At 64.7% G+C, this 15,074-nt stretch carries 14 protein-coding genes; 9 read left to right on the forward strand and 5 right to left on the reverse strand.

Annotated features, from left to right (window positions below):
* Positions 1-17: 17 nt before the first annotated feature.
* The 3 genes from FHR95_RS01235 to FHR95_RS01245 form a co-directional block, all read right to left on the reverse strand.
* Complete coding sequence (locus FHR95_RS01235) at positions 18-695, reverse strand: hypothetical protein (RefSeq protein WP_183313055.1); 678 nt, start codon at positions 693-695, stop codon at positions 18-20.
* Positions 688-2,073 carry a site-specific integrase gene (locus FHR95_RS01240; RefSeq protein WP_183313056.1) on the reverse strand — a complete coding sequence of 462 codons (1,386 nt, stop codon included), beginning with the start codon at positions 2,071-2,073 and terminating at the stop codon, positions 688-690. Before FHR95_RS01240 ends, FHR95_RS01235 begins: the two co-directional genes overlap by 8 nt.
* 443 nt (positions 2,074-2,516) lie before the next feature.
* Positions 2,517-2,858, reverse strand: coding sequence for a YbjQ family protein (locus FHR95_RS01245; RefSeq protein WP_183313057.1), 342 nt, complete (start codon positions 2,856-2,858; stop codon positions 2,517-2,519).
* 287 nt (positions 2,859-3,145) lie between these two features.
* On the opposite strand from FHR95_RS01245, the gene FHR95_RS01250 reads away from it, so the two are divergent.
* From FHR95_RS01250 to FHR95_RS01275, 6 genes are all read left to right on the forward strand, one after another.
* Positions 3,146-3,391, forward strand: coding sequence for a hypothetical protein (locus tag FHR95_RS01250; RefSeq protein WP_040186532.1), 246 nt, complete (start codon positions 3,146-3,148; stop codon positions 3,389-3,391).
* A gap of 162 nt (positions 3,392-3,553) precedes the next feature.
* A complete protein-coding gene (locus tag FHR95_RS17390) occupies positions 3,554-3,760 on the forward strand; it encodes a DUF2188 domain-containing protein (protein ID WP_040186526.1) in 207 nt (68 codons plus the stop codon).
* 244 nt (positions 3,761-4,004) lie between these two features.
* Positions 4,005-5,000 carry a TRAP transporter substrate-binding protein gene (locus tag FHR95_RS01260; protein ID WP_183313058.1) on the forward strand — a complete coding sequence of 332 codons (996 nt, stop codon included), beginning with the start codon at positions 4,005-4,007 and terminating at the stop codon, positions 4,998-5,000.
* Positions 5,001-5,525, forward strand: coding sequence for a TRAP transporter small permease (locus tag FHR95_RS01265; protein WP_343065151.1), 525 nt, complete (start codon positions 5,001-5,003; stop codon positions 5,523-5,525).
* Positions 5,522-6,781, forward strand: coding sequence for a TRAP transporter large permease (locus FHR95_RS01270; protein WP_183313059.1), 1,260 nt, complete (start codon positions 5,522-5,524; stop codon positions 6,779-6,781). The genes FHR95_RS01265 and FHR95_RS01270 overlap by 4 nt, the downstream gene beginning before the upstream one ends.
* Positions 6,782-6,823: 42 nt before the next feature.
* On the forward strand, positions 6,824-7,015 hold the full coding sequence (locus FHR95_RS01275) for a hypothetical protein (protein ID WP_040186523.1): 192 nt from the start codon (positions 6,824-6,826) through the stop codon (positions 7,013-7,015).
* A gap of 21 nt (positions 7,016-7,036) precedes the next feature.
* Here the strand turns inward: FHR95_RS01275 and FHR95_RS01280 are convergent, their stop codons facing one another.
* Together FHR95_RS01280 and rluF are read right to left on the reverse strand one after the other, a co-directional pair.
* Positions 7,037-7,636, reverse strand: coding sequence for a DUF938 domain-containing protein (locus FHR95_RS01280; RefSeq protein ID WP_183313060.1), 600 nt, complete (start codon positions 7,634-7,636; stop codon positions 7,037-7,039).
* Between the two features lie 33 nt (positions 7,637-7,669).
* Entirely contained in the window at positions 7,670-8,728 is a 1,059-nt protein-coding gene (gene rluF, locus FHR95_RS01285) for a 23S rRNA pseudouridine(2604) synthase RluF (protein ID WP_183313061.1), read from the reverse strand.
* A 230-nt stretch (positions 8,729-8,958) separates the two neighbouring features.
* Here rluF and FHR95_RS01290 point away from each other — a divergent pair, with 230 nt between their 5' ends.
* The 3 genes from FHR95_RS01290 (at position 8,959) to FHR95_RS01300 (ending at position 15,033) form a co-directional block, all read left to right on the forward strand.
* On the forward strand, positions 8,959-9,318 hold the full coding sequence (locus FHR95_RS01290; protein WP_040186520.1) for a DUF6482 family protein: 360 nt from the start codon (positions 8,959-8,961) through the stop codon (positions 9,316-9,318).
* A 95-nt stretch (positions 9,319-9,413) separates the two neighbouring features.
* Complete coding sequence (locus tag FHR95_RS01295; RefSeq protein ID WP_183313062.1) at positions 9,414-12,206, forward strand: cation-translocating P-type ATPase; 2,793 nt, start codon at positions 9,414-9,416, stop codon at positions 12,204-12,206.
* A 52-nt stretch (positions 12,207-12,258) separates the two neighbouring features.
* Positions 12,259-15,033: a cation-translocating P-type ATPase gene (locus tag FHR95_RS01300; protein ID WP_183313063.1), complete on the forward strand. Its 2,775-nt coding sequence runs from the start codon at positions 12,259-12,261 to the stop codon at positions 15,031-15,033.
* Positions 15,034-15,074: the final 41 nt, after the last annotated feature.

The following is a 15,074-nucleotide window of genomic DNA, read 5'->3' on the forward strand; positions in this document are numbered from 1 at the left end:
TGGCGGGAAGGTCTTTTTCAAGTTTTGTCGTCTCGGCGGAAACCAGCTTCTATCCGCTCTATCTCCTTCCATAGCTCTTTGATCTCATCGGCGTAATATGCACGTCGTGTCGCACCCTCAGACAGCGCATAGTGTTCGCCCACGCGCTCAAAAAGCCCCGTGCCTGTGGGGTTTTCTGTCGGATCATGCTGGTGACGGCTGCGCGCGTCATGGGCGGCCATCTCGCGGACAGCACCCCGGGGGTCAACTTGCCGCACGCCACCGCAACGCTTGGGGGTCAACTCGAGTCCTAGGTTCTCCCCGATAAACTGGCATTGCTTACTCGACCACGCATCAACCGCCCGGGCCATCGCGGCCGCGTGTTTATCCTCCAGGGGGAAGCGATGCCACTGCCATTCCCATATCGCGCGCATGGCTTCCACCAGGGGGGCTAGCCCCTCAGGGTGGTCGCTGTCTGCCAGCTCTCCCAGCCTCGACGTGGGGGTGATCTTCGGCCCCTGCCAGCGGCCGCGCGCAACGTCACGAGCGGTGCAGACAGACGCCTCGAGCGACCGCCCCTCCCGGGCATAGTGCAGCACGACGCGGGCGGCGTCTTCGCGCCCCGGGCTCGGCTCGGCGTCATGCTCCAGGTGTGCGGAGAGCCGGTCCAGCAGGCTATCCAACTCCGCTTGAATCGCTTTCAGCTCGTCAGCCATTGGCGCTTTCCTCCAGGGGCTCGGAACCGCCCTCCTTTACCGCCTCACCGCCCACGGCCCGGGCGAACAAGTCGACAGCACTCCGCTTGTGGTCCGGGGCCAGGTGGGCATAGAACGTGATCGTCGTTTCGATGCTGCTGTGTGCCATCAGCTTGGAAACCGTCAGGATGTCGACGCCGGCCATCACGAGCTGACTGGCGAAGTTGTGTCGCAGCGTGTAGAGCTGCAACCCCTCCGGCAGCCCGCCCAGCTTGCGGACGGTCGCCCACGGCCGTTGCATGGCGGTCTGAGCCATGCGCTTACCGTTGACAATCGAGGGGAACACCAGTCCGGCGCTCGGCTCCCCCTGCTGCTGGTGCCAAGTCCTTAGGATCTCCACCAGTGGCCGACAGACCGGGAAGGTCATTGGCTCCGACTGGTGGTGGGCGGTCTTCTCTATAACCTTGCGGATCGTCCCGAAGGTTAGGTTGACGTGTTCCCACCGCAGTCCGAACAGGTCGCCCGGCCGAAAACCGGTGTAGAACATGGCCAGCAACCACGGTTTGACGTGATCCACATAGGCGACGTGATCCAGGTCAGGGAGGTAGGCTTTCCCGTGGGCGCGGCTGCTGCGTCGCTGTGCTCGCCTCTCCTCTTGATACGCCTCCAGGCCGGCGAACAGCGCCGTCACCTCCTCCGGCTCGAGGAATCGTCGTTCTGCTCCTTGCTCCGCCAGCTCCTCCTCAGTCAATGCCGGCTTTTGGAGCTTGACGCCTTTCAGGGGGTGGGCGGGGATCACGTTGCGCTCCACCGCATGGGCTAGCAGGGCTTGTAGGGCATCATAGGACCGTTTGAGCGTCTGGAAGGACCGCGGCTTCGGGGTGGCCTCCTCTTTCCCCTGCCGCGGCTTCGGGGTGGCCTCCTCCTTAGCCTGCCACCGCTCCACGTCGGCACGGGTTAGCTTCCCCATAGGCTTATCGAGCCAGTCGGGGAAGTCGCGGGCGATGCGTCGAATGGTCCCCTTCCCATCCTTGCGACGATTCTGAAAAGCGGTATAGGGCCCCTCGAGGTAGGCCCGCAGGGTTTGCTGCTGCTGGCGCTCGGCTTCGGCCCGGTCTTCCTCGAGCACGGCCCGTGGGTCACCCCCTTGCGCGACAATGGCCAGGGCCTGCCGGGCATCCTCTCGAGCTTGCGCGGCCGTCCGGGTTCCGTAACGGCCAAGGGTCAGAACGCGCCGCTGACGGGCGTTGTTGTAATAGCTGACGCGGAGCGCCAGCCACCCCCGACGACCGCGGACGTGGTAGCCGGGCAGGTCGGTGTCCCAGACTTCATCCCCCTCGGGGAGCTCGTTGGCGAGGCGATCCAGGGCCTTTTTCGTCAGCTTCTCTTTCTTCTTCATCGCTCCCCCGTGGGTTCCATATGGGTTCCAAGGGAAGGATATACCAGGCTCAAAGCGGCAACAACGAGCAACACTAGGAACACGGCAAGTCTTTGTTTTTATTGGGTATAATCGTGCTTTTTCGTTTCCTGTTGTTTGTGCTTATATATGGCAATTAAGGAATGGGGTTGCAAAGGTCGCAGGTTCGAATCCTGTCGCTCCGACCAGAAACATCATTAAAAACGGTCACTTAGCTCAAAGAGCAGGTGGCCGTTTTTCGTTGCGCCTGGCACTAGATGTCTAGTCCCGTCACGACACGCACGTCATACCCCGTGAGTCACATGGAGAGAACATCGTGCGTATCTCGCGGCTTTCTCTATTTTGTCCGTGGCATGCCAGCCTCCTTCTGACATGGTGTCAGCCATGTAGCCATGTGGGTTGCCCCGGCGCGTCAGCGCAGGGGCTCAGGCCTTGGTGACCTTCACGGCCGTACCGGTGGCTACCAGAAAAAGCATCGACTTGCCGCCGCCGGAGATCTCGCTGTAGTCAAGGTCGATGGCGATCACCGCGTTGGCTCCCATCTCCCTCGCCTCCCGACGAAGCTCGTCTAGGCAGGCCACTCTCGCATCACGCAACGCATCCTGAGAGGATTTGTTGCGGCCGCCGAAGAAGTCACGGAAGCCGGCAAACATGTCCTTGAGGATATTCATCCCGAACACGCACTCCGCCGAGACAATGTCGATGTGCTCGGTGACGCGGTAGCCCTCGAGGTGGGAAGAGGTGGTAAGGATCACACGGTCCGACATGAGGGAGCTCCTTCTGACGTTGTGGCAACAGTGCCTAGATCTTGGCTTTGATCTTGCCCAGCCCAACGGGCGAATTCCACACCCACGGTGAAGAGCCCTCGAACAGGCGCTGCAACTGACGCAAGGAGACGCCGCTCCGCCAGATCCAGCTTCCCCCGCGTCGGCAGCGCCTGCTAATGGTGCTCCTTCAGGGGAGATCCCCCCACCAAGCGGTGGTGATGGATATTGGAAGGCAGACAGCGGCCGCGACTAGAATGAACGCAGGCTTATCTACCGGAGCGCTCCCCGTGTCTGACACAGAGAAAACCATCCTGGCCTTCGACCAGGCCGGCAACGAGTATTTCATCGACATGTTCCACAGCAGCCGTGATCTCAGTGACCTGCAGCATGCTGGCGCGACCCACGACAGCCTCCCTGCCTTCCGCACCCGGGAGGGGCATTCGGTCACGCATCTCGGCGGAGGCGAGTTCGCGGTGATGGTGCCCGGTGAGGAGGAAGTCACCGTCCGGACCGAGGATCCCGGCTTCGCCTGACTCCCGCTCCTGTGCCAACGGCGTTGCCCAACGCCGACCAACGTCGCCATGGCATGACTTAGGTCATCTCATGCGGTGAAAAGCTCTCGGCACTCGGCGTGACCGCTACACTGAATGGTGTGCCATCCCGGCATCGTTCACCGCACAGGAGGGGCGACGACCATGAACCGGTCGAAGCACCATGTCATCCCCAATGCCAAAGGAGGCTGGAGCGTAAAGAGAGGCAGCTCTCAGCGAGCCAATCGCCATTTCGCCACCAAGAAGGCGGCCGAGACCTACGGTCGACAGGTTAGTTTCAACCAGAAGACTCGACTCGTGGTCCACCGCCAGCACAAGACGCCCCCCGCCTCCAGCAGCGACCAAGAATAGTTTTCCGGCCTCGCTGGTCGAGGCCGGAGGTTGTTCGCTCCTTCACCACCCTGATGCGCCATACGCGCTTTGAGGGGACTCCTCTGATCGTTGACTCGACCCTTCGGAGCGCCGAGAGCGACGGTGTGCGTGCCAAGCTGGCCTGCCGCAGCGGCCGCCGAAGCAATTGACCGTCCCTCATGGCACGGTGCATGATCTAGCGGCTATATAACGCAACACGCTGACACAAAAAAGGAAACCTGGAATGAACGGTTTTGCACGCAGCACGCTGGCACTCGCCGTCTCGCTCACCGTGGCCGCCGGCGCCAACGCATCCGAATTCGCCGACATGGAGCCGGTCACCTTGCGCCTGGCCCACGTGGTCAACGAGCAGGACGGCTTCCATATCGCCGCCATGAAGTTCGAGGAACTGGTGGAAGAGCGCACCGAGGGCAAGGTGGACATCGAGCTCTACCCCAACGCCAGCCTCGGCGACGAGCGCACCCTGCTCGAAGGCATGCAGATCGGCACCGTCGACATGGGCGTGATCACCAACGGCCCGGTGGCCAACTTCGTCGAGGAGATGGCGGTGTTCGAGCTGCCCTTCCTCTTCCCCTCCCCGGAGGCTGCCTACGGGGTACTCGATGGCCCGATCGGCCAGGAGCTGCTCGACCGCCTCGCCGAGGTCAATCTCAAGGGTCTGGCCTATGCCGAGCGCGGCTTTCGTAACCTGACCAACAGCGAGCGTCCGGTGGAGACGCCAGCGGACATCGACGGACTGCGCATCCGCGTGATGGAGAACCCGGTCTACGTCGATACCTTTCGCGAGCTGGGCGCCAATGCCGTGCCGATGGCCTGGACCGAGGCACTGACCGCCATGCAGCAGGGCACCATTGACGGCCAGGAAAATCCGATCAACGTCATCCACTCCTTCAAGCTCTACGAGACCCAGGACCACATGACGCTGTCGCGCCATACCTATGCACCGGCGATCTTCGTGATGGGCATGCCGGTGTGGAAACAGCTGCCGGAGGCCGCGCAGACGGTGCTGGAACAGGCCGCCCAGGAGGCCGCCGAACACGAGCGCCGGATGAACGCCGAGATGCAGGCCGAACAGCTGGCCGAGCTCCGCGAGGCGGGCATGCAGATCGTCGAGGAACCCGACATCGCCGCCTTCCAGGAGGCCGTGGCCCCGGTCTACGAGAAGTACGGTGAGCAGTTCGGCGACACCCTGCCGCGTATCCAGAAGGCGCTCGAGTAAGTGCACCCCCACGCCTCATCGCTGCTGGGCCTGCTGCGACGGAGTGAGCGCGTCGTCGACGCCGCCATTGCCCCCGTGGTCTTCACGGCGATGGCGGCGTTGATCGCCGTGATCACCCTGCAGGTGGTCTCGCGGGTCTTCTTCACCGCGGTGGGCTGGACCGAGGAGGTGGCCCGCTTCCTGCTGGTGTGGATCACCTTCCTCGCCGCCACCCTGGCCTTTCGGCGCGGCCGGCATATCGCCGTGACCTTCGTGGTCGACGCACTTCCCGGTCTACCCCGACGCTTGGTGCACCTTGCCGCCCTGCTGGTCATGGTGGGTTTCCTCGCGGCTCTGGTGGTCATCGGCTATGAGTACATGCAGGTGCAGAGCTTCCAGAAATCCGCCTCGATGCGCCTCTCCATGACCTGGGTTTATGCGGTCATGCCGCTGGCCGCAGCGATCATGGCCTGGTTCGCGCTGGTGGACATCATCGCCCTGGTGCTGGGCGAATCTCCCTCGAGGGCCGAGGAACCCGCCGCATGACCGCCCTGCTCTTCGTGCTGTTCCTGCTCTTCATGCTGCTCGGGGTACCCATTGCCCTGGCCATCGGCGCCAGCGCGCTGGTGGCCCTGCATGCCCAGGGCGTGCCGTTGATGGTGCTGCCACAGCAAATGTTCCAGGGCATCAACTCCTTCGCCCTGGTGGCGGTGCCGATGTTCATCCTCGCCGGCGACCTGATGGCCCAGGGCAAGGTGAGCGAGAAGCTGGTGGCCTTCGCCGATTCGCTGTTCGGCTTCCTCAAGGGGGGCCTGTCCATCGTCTCGGTGGGCGCCGGTATGTTCTTTGCCGCCATCTCCGGCTCCGGCGCCGCCACCACCGCGGCGGTGGGCTCGAGCCTGGTGCCGGAGCTTCGCAAGAAGGGCTACGACCCCGCCTCGGCGGCCAGCCTGATTGCCGCCAGCGGTACCATCGGCGTGGTGATCCCGCCCTCGGTGCCGATGATCATCTACGCGGTGATCGCTCAGCAGTCGGTCTCCCAGCTGTTCCTGAGTGGCATCCTGCCCGGCATCGCCATGGGCCTGGGGCTCGCCACCATCGCCATCGTCCAGGCCTATCGGCGCCACTACCCTCGCGGCACGGCCTTCTCGCCGGCCACCATCTGGCGCACCTTCAGGAGCGCGAGCTGGGGCCTGATGACACCGGTGATCATCCTCGGGGGTATCTTCTCGGGCGTGTTCACGCCCAGCGAGGCGGCCGTGGTGGCGGTCAACTATGCCCTGCTGGTGTCGCTTTTCGTCTACCGTGACCTGGGCCTCGCCGACGTCTACCGCATCCTGATCCGCTCGGCGATCACCACCTCGGTGATCATGCTGGTGATCGCCACCTCGGCGGTGCTCAGCTGGACGCTCTCCAGCTGGCAGGTGCCGGGTGCCATCGCCCAGGCGGTGCTGTCGCTCTCCACCGATCCCTACGTGATCATGCTGCTGGTGGTTGCGGTGATCCTGCTCACCGGGGTGTTCATCGAGACGGCCAGCGCGCTGATCATCCTCACCCCGGTGCTGCTGCCGCTGGTCACCCAGCTGGGTATCGATCCCATTCACTTCGGGCTGATCATCGTGGTGGGGCTCGCCATCGGCATGATCACTCCGCCGGTGGCGATCAACCTCTATGTGGCCTCCTCGGTCACCCAGCTACCGCTGGAGCGCATCACTCGCGCCATCATTCCCTATCTGCTGGGACTGATCGCCGTGCTGCTGCTGGTAGTCTACGTGCCGATCCTGCTGGGCCTCTCCGGCTAGCCTCCCCAGGCAGCCAGCTCACCCAACAACGAGGAGTCTCCGATGCATCGATCGATACCGCCTGTCGTCGGCCTGCTTGTCATGGCCCTGCTGGCCGGCTGCACCACCTACACCTGGCAGGATGGTCGCCGGGAAACCGTGTGGGGCGTACCCGCGGAAGACGAGACCAAGACCCGCGAAGAGCGCCAGGCCGAGGGCATCGAGTACCGGGAGCCCGGCGAGATCCCGGACTGACGCCGGCACAAGAGACCTTCACTAGGCGCGGCGAAATACGGCGCTGAGGTTGTTGGCCGGCATGGTCACCACCCGGTCGAGCACCAGTCCATGACGCTCGGCCTCGGCCCTGACGGTATCCAGGTCACGAATCCCCCAGCGCGGGTCCCGGGCACGCAGGTCGGCATCGAAGGCCGCATTGCTGGGAGAGGTATGGCGCCCGCTGCGCTGGAACGGACCGTAGAGAAACAACACGCCGCCAGGCGCCAGCTGCTTTCCGGCCCCCGCCATCAGCACCTCGGTGACTGTCCAGGGCGAGATATGCAGCAGGTTGATGGCCACCACGGCATCGAAATGTTGCGACGGCCACTCGCCGGTCACGTCCAGTTGCAGGGGCTCGAGCAGATTGTCCACGCCCGCGGCCTCACGCCAGGCGGCGACAGAGGCCAGCGCGTGCGGGTTGGGGTCGCTGGGCTGCCAGCTCCATCCCGCGGCGGCAGCGGCAAAATGCAGGGCGTGTTCGCCACTGCCGCTGGCCACCTCCAGTACGCTCGCCGTGGCGGGGAGCACCTCGAGCAGGACCTCGAGGATCGGCTGGCGATTGCGCGCCACGGCGGGACTCTTCAGGCGTGGATCGTGCATGGTGCACCTCATGGCCGGTGGGTCGGGAAGCCGTTACTTCCTGCCCCGAGGCTTGCGAGAGGAGCCAGCGGCCTTGGGGCGACTGCCCTTTGCTGGCTTGGCCTTGGACGTTCCGGGCTTGGAATGTCCAGGCTTTGGCTTTGCAGGCTTGGTCGTCTTACCCGCAGGGGACGCGCCAGCACCCGCCTTGTCAGGCCGGCCCTTGCCGCCCGCCCGGGGTTTCGTGGCCTTGCCTTTAGCGGATTTGCCGCTTTCGCCGCGGCCCCTGACACCGGGCTTGCCGGCTGCTTGCTTGCCATCCGTGGCCCTGGAACGCTTGCTTCCCTGGCGGCGAACTGAACGACGGCCAGTGGTCTGGGCCTCGGAGGAGGAGTGCTCGGTCATGGCGAGAATGGTCGCCACCTCCTGGGGCGTCAGGTCACGCCACTCCCCCGGCGCCAGCCCCTTGAGCGTGACATTCATGATGCGGATCCGCTCGAGCTTCACCACCTCATAGTCGAACACCTCGCACATTCGGCGAATCTGTCGGTTGAGCCCCTGCACGAGAGTAATATTGAAGACGAAACGCGACTCTCGGACCACGCGACACTTGCGCGTCACCTCGCCGAGGATCGGCACCCCCGCGCCCATGCCGGCAATAAACTCCTCGGTGATGGGCTTGTTGACGGTAACCCGATACTCCTTCTCGTGCTGGTTGCTCGCCCGCAGGATGCGGTTGACCAGATCGCCATTGTTGGTCAGGAAGATCAGCCCCTGGGAGTCCTTGTCCAGTCGTCCGATGGGAAAGATCCGTGCGCCGTGCCCGACAAAGTCGGCGATATTGGCTTTCTCGCCGGGATCAGTAGTGCTGACGATGCCCACCGGCTTGTTGAGCGCAATGAACACCCGGTCTTCTTCCTCGAGTGCCAGCGGCTCGACGACCTGGCCGTTGACCTTGACCACGCTGCCCGGATAGACCTGGTCACCGGGCGTGGCACGCCGACCGTCGATATGCACATTGCCCTGCTCGATGTAGCGGTCGGCTTCCCGCCTCGAGCATATCCCGCTCTCGCTGATGTACTTGTTGATGCGTTTCGAGGAGGTCTGGGCCATGGGGACGCGTCCGGGACAAGGAAACAGGGGGCCGAGCTGGCACGGCAGGTAACCGCGCAGTGTAAGGAATGCACCGCCGGACGACCAGCGAGACGGGGAATGGCTAGCCCAGGCCGCGACAGCTCGTGACCGTGCGGCCGCAGGGGGCAGGGATCAGCGGCCAGCAGCATGACAAGTCCTGTACACATCGCGATAGAATGACAGCTCATGTCCAACTTCGGATACTCCCCATGATACCCCTGGATGCGCCTGCCCTGCCCGATCGCCTGACCCTGGAAACGCTCGCCGAACGGCTGGACCCGACCACGCCTCCCGTCGTGGAGGTACAATCGCTGGATATGGGCTACTACCTGGTGCGGCTGCACCATACCGGTGGCGAGAGCCTGCTGGTGGATGACGAAGGTGACACCCGACGCTTTACCGGCACCCAGTGGATCAGTCGGGCACTCTCTCCGCTGGGCTTGACCCATGGCACCCTGACCTGGGCCGACGTCACCGACGAGATGATCGGCTTGCCCGCAGTGCCTCCTCTGGAGGCGGCGGCGCGTCTCGCCCACGGCACCCGCATCGCCTTCATGACACGCGGGTAACGGGCACTTATGGGCGTATCCTTGCGCCGAAATACTGCACTGCAACATTCTTTATGGTACACGTGGAGGGACCCGCTAGCGGCCGGAGGAACCTCATGACCGATCGCCCGAAGAATGAGCCTGTCGACTGGCACGCCCTTTCGACCGATGAGGCGCTCGAGCGTCTCGAGAGTCACGCCGACGGCATCGGCAGCACGGAAGCCAAGTGTCGGCTGGACGAGTATGGCCCCAACCAACTCGAACAAGCCGCGGCGCGCCCCTGGTGGAAGCGACTGCTGGATCAATTCAACAACATCCTGATGCTGATCCTCATCGTCGCCGCGGTGGCGAGCCAGTTCCTGGGCCACAGCCTGGATGCCGCCGTTATCCTCGCGGTGGTGGTGATCATCGCGTTGATCGGCTTCTTCCAGGAAGGCAAGGCCGAGCGGGCACTGGACAGCATACGCACCATGCTTTCACCGAAGGCCACCGTGCTGCGTGACGGCAAACGCGCCACGCTGGATGCCAAAGCGCTTGTCCCCGGCGATATCGTGCTGATCGAGAGCGGTGCCCGAGTGCCCGCCGACCTGCGCCTGATCAAGAGCCAACGCCTTCGCACCCAGGAAGCGCCACTTACCGGAGAATCCGAGCCGGTCGAGAAGTCGACCGACGCCGTGGATAAAGATGCGGCTCTGGCCGAGCGAAGCGCCATGGCCCATGCCGGCACGCTGGTGGTTCAGGGCAACGCGCGAGGTCTGGTGGTCGAAACCGGGGGCAGCACGCAGATCGGCCGTATTTCCGAGATGCTGCAAGGCGTCGAGAAGTTGAAGACACCGCTTCTCGCCCAGTTGGACCGCGCCGGCAATGTGCTGGCGGCTTTCATTGTCGGCCTCGCCACCTTCTCCGCCGCCTTCGGCATCTTCGTACACGGCAAGGCCGCCAGCGAAATGTTCATGGCGGCCGTGGCGCTAGCCGTGGCGGCCATTCCCCAGGGCCTGCCGGCCATTGTCACCATCGGGCTTGCCATCGGTGTCCAGGCCATGGCCCATCGCAACGCCATCATCCGTCGTCTCCCGGCCGTCGAGACGCTGGGCTCGATTTCCACCATCTTCACCGACAAGACCGGCACCCTGACGCGCAACGAGATGACCGCGCGGGCTATTCGCCTCGAGGCCAGAGAAGTGCGTCTCTCCGGGGTGGGCTTCTCGCCCGAGGGTAGCCTGCACGAGGCCTGTGAAGAGGCCGAGGGCGAGGCGGAACACGAGGCACGAGAAGAAAAGGGCGACGCGCTTGATCTTGCCGAGTATCCAGATCTCGAACGGCTGCTCGTGGCCGGGGTGTTGTGCAATGAAGCAGAACTCAGCCGTGAGGACGATCACTGGCACATCGAGGGTGATCCGACCGAGGGGGCGCTGGTGGTGGCAGCCGCCAAGGCCGGCCTCGAGGCCTCGACCCTGCGCGACTCACACCGCTGCCTGGACACCCTCCCGTTCGAGTCGGAATACCGCTACATGGCCACCCTGCATGAGGTGGATGGCGAGACGCGGGTGCTGGTCAAGGGCGCGCCAGACCGGCTGCTGGAGATGTGCGACCGGGTACGCCGTAACGGTGAGGAGGTAGCGCTCGATACAGAGGCATGGGAGGCCCACATCAAGGAGCTCTCGGCCCGGGGGCTGCGCGTGCTGGCCATCGCCGAGAAGTCTGCTGGCAAGGGCCAGCAGCTCGACCGTGACGACGTCGAGCAGGGTCTGGTGCTGCTGGGCATGACAGGGCTTCTCGATCCGCCTCGGGAAGCGGCCATCGAGGCGGTCAAGCAGTGCCTCGATGCCGGCATTCGCCCGGTCATGATCACCGGCGACCACCCCGAGACAGCCCGGGCCATTGCCGAGAAGCTGGGGTTCTCGCATACCGAAAAGGCGCTGACCGGCCGCGATATCGAGGATATGTCGGACGAGGAGCTCCAGGCGTGCGTGCGTGATGTGGATGTCTTTGCCCGCGCCGCGCCGGAACACAAGCTACGCCTGGTCAAGGCCATGCAGGCCCAAGGCGGCATCTGCGCCATGACCGGCGACGGTGTCAATGACGGCCCGGCCCTCAAGCGCGCCGACGTCGGGGTCGCCATGGGCATTCAGGGCACCGAGGCCGCTAAAGAAGCCGCGGAAATGGTACTTGCCGATGACAACTTCGCCACTATCGAGAAGGCCATCGAGGAAGGTCGCAAGGTCTATGACAATATCCGCAAGACCATCACCTTCCTGCTGCCCACCAATGGGGCGGAAAGCCTGGCCGTGCTGCTGGCCATGTTGGGCGGCATGACGCTGCCGATCACCGGGCTGCAGATCCTGTGGGTCAATATGGTCACGGCGGTGACGCTGGGCATGGCGCTAGTGTTCGAGTCCCCCGAGGCCGATCTGATGCAGCGCAAGCCGCGGGCCCCCGATGCGCCGCTGCTCAATCTCTTCATGCTGTGGCGAGTGATCTTCGTCTCTGTGGTCCTGGTGGCCGCAGTCAGCGGCATCTTCTTCTGGATCCTTGACCAGGGTGGGAGTCTCGAGCTCGCCCGCGCCGGCGCCGTGAACATGCTGGTGATGGGTGAAATCGCCTATCTGCTCAATAGCCGCTTCCTGGTGGGCCGCTCCTTGAGTCGCCTGGGACTCTTCGGGAGCCGCCCGGTGTTGATCGCCATCGGCCTGGTCGTCCTGATTCAGCTCGCCTGGACCTACCTGCCCTTCACGCAGGCGCTGTTCGAGGCTGAAGGCCTGGGCCTTCTCCACTGGGGGCTGATCCTGGGCGCGGGGCTTGGCCTCTTCCTGGCAGTGGAGCTGGAAAAGTGGCTGCTGCGCCGCTTCCATCTCGTTGCCGATGAACGGGCCGCGAGCAATGCGTCTGCCGAACACCAGCAGGCTTGATACCGCACTGCGGCCCGCGGGACGCGTAGCGATGCCTTGCCGGAGAAGCCCCATGCCCCAGACCCACCGCCCACACGACACGTTTTCCGCCTGGCATGCCGTGTCGCCCGAACAAGCCCTTGCAAAGCTCGAGAGTCGCGCCGAGGGCCTTTCGCACACTCAAGCCGAGCGGCGGCTCGAGGAGCACGGCCCCAACCAGCTGAAACAGGCGGAATCGCGCCCCGGCTGGAAACGCCTGCTGGAGCAGTTCAACAACATCCTGATGCTGGTGCTGATCGTCGCTGCCATCGCCAGCCTGGGGCTTGGCCACACCCTGGACGCGGCAGCCATCCTCGGCGTGGTGCTGATCATCGCCCTGATCGGCTTCGTGCAGGAAGGCAAGGCGGAGCAGGCCCTGGAGAGCATCCGCCAGATGCTCTCGCCCCAGGCGCAGGTGCTGCGTGATGGCAAGCGCGAGACCATCCCCGCCGAGCACCTGGTGCCCGGTGATATCGTGCTGGTCGAGAGCGGTGATCGGGTGCCGGCCGATCTGCGGCTGCTCGAGGCACGACGCTTTCGCACCGAAGAAGCCTCGCTGACCGGGGAATCCACCCCGGTCGACAAGACCACCGCGGCGGTGGCAGACGACGCGGAACTGGGCGACCGCATCAGCATGGCCTATGCCAGCACCATCGTGGTCCAGGGCAATGCCCGCGGCCTGGTGGTGGAAACCGGCGCTCATACCCAGATCGGCCGTATCTCCGAGATGCTGCGCGAGGTCGAGCAGTTAAAGACCCCGCTACTGCGACAGATCGACCGCGCCGGCCAGGTGCTGGCCGTCTTCATCCTCGCCGCCGCGGCGTTCACCGGTGCCTTCGGGGCCCTGGTACACGACCAGCCACTGGGTGATATGTTCATGGCCGCCGTGGGCCTGGCAGTGGCTGCCATTCCCGAGGGCCTGCCCGCGATCGTCACCATCGGGCTGGCGCTGGGCGTGCAGGCCATGGCGCAGCGCAATGCCATCATCCGCCGGCTGCCTGCCGTGGAGACGCTGGGCTCCATCTCGACCATCTTTTCCGACAAGACCGGCACCCTGACCCGCAACGAGATGACCGCCCAGGCGATCTGGCTACCCGATGGAGAGATCCGCGTCGACGGCGTGGGTTTCTCGCCGGAAGGGCGTTTCCATGCCGTCCATGACGGCGAGCGCGACGATGCCGTACTGGCACTGAACGAGCATCATGCCCTGCGCCATTTCCTCAAGGTCGGCGTGCTGTGCAACGACGCCGAACTGGCGGAAGAGGATGGCCGCTGGCGGATTCATGGCGACCCGACCGAAGGTGCCCTGGTGGTCGCCGCCGCCAAGGCCGGGCTGACCACCCATAAGCTGCGCGGCGACCACGGCCGCCACGACGCCATCCCCTTCGAGTCCGAACGCAAGTATATGGCAACCCTGAACCGGGTCGACGGCAAGCAGCGTCTGCTGGTCAAGGGCGCCCCAGATCGTCTGCTGGAGATGTGCCATCGCGTCCGCGATAACGGTGACGAGCGCGAGCTGGATGCCGAGCTCTGGGAGCAGCGCATCCATGCGCTCTCCGAGCGTGGCCTGCGGGTACTGGCGCTGGCCGAGAAGCCGGTGCAGGATATCCACGAGCTCAGCGACGAACATGTCGAGGAGGGGCTGGTGCTGCTGGGACTGGTGGGCCTGCTCGACCCGCCCCGGGACGAGGCCATCGCGGCGGTCAAGGACTGCCTGGCCGCCGGCATTCGCCCGGTGATGATCACCGGTGATCATGCGGTCACCGCCCTGGCCATCGCCAGGCAGCTGGGCTTCGCCCACACCGAACGCGCCATCAGCGGCCGCGAGATCGAGGCAATGTCGGACGCCGAGCTCGAGGCGATCATCCTCGAGATAGACGTCTTCGCCCGCGCCGCGCCGGAGCACAAGCTGCGCCTGGTGCAAGCCATGCAGGCCAGGGGCGGCATCTGTGCCATGACCGGTGACGGGGTCAACGACGGCCCGGCCCTCAAGCGCGCCGATGTCGGCGTGGCCATGGGCATCCAGGGCACCGAAGCCGCCAAGGAGGCCGCCGAGATGGTGCTGGCCGACGATAACTTCGCGACCATCGTCGGGGCCATTCGCGAAGGCCGCAAGGTCTATGACAACATCCGCAAGACCATCACCTTCATTCTGCCCACCAATGGCGGCCAGGGCATGGCGATCATGCTCGCCGTGCTGGCTGGCTCCACCCTGCCGGTGACGCCACTGCAGGCGCTGTGGGTCAACATGGTGGTGGCGGTGACCCTCGGCCTGGCGCTGGCCTTCGAGCATGCCGAGCAAGACATCATGACCCGCCAGCCCCGCGACCCCGACGCCTCGCTGCTCGATCTGTTCCTGCTGTGGCGGGTGGTCTTCGTCTCGGTGCTATTGCTGGTCGGGGTCTTCGGCATGTTCCTCTGGATCCAGAATCAGGGGGGCAGCATCGAGCTGGCCCGCACCGGCGCGGTCAACATGCTGGTGATGGGCAGCGCGGCCTACCTGATCAATAGCCGCTACCTGCTGCGCAGCACTCTCTCCCTGGCCGGTCTCTTCGGCAGCCGTCCGGTATGGGGCTCCATCGGTATCATCGTGATGCTCCAGCTGGGCTGGACCTACCTGCCCTTCATGCAGCTGGTCTTCGGCAGCGAGGGGCTGGGCATCGGTCACTGGGGGGTGATCGTCGTCGGTAGCCTGATCATCTACCTGGTCGTCGAACTCGAGAAACGCGTGTTGCGTGCCCGCGGGATCACCAGCCATGCCGCTGACGCCCTCGGCGGCGATGCCCCCTCCGGGCGTGAATCCCCATGAAGGACCAGGCGGCTGGCCACGATGGTCGAGCGAGCAGCCTC

It is taken from the genome of Halomonas fontilapidosi, from assembly GCF_014192285.1.
GTDB classification, from domain to species: domain Bacteria; phylum Pseudomonadota; class Gammaproteobacteria; order Pseudomonadales; family Halomonadaceae; genus Halomonas; species Halomonas fontilapidosi.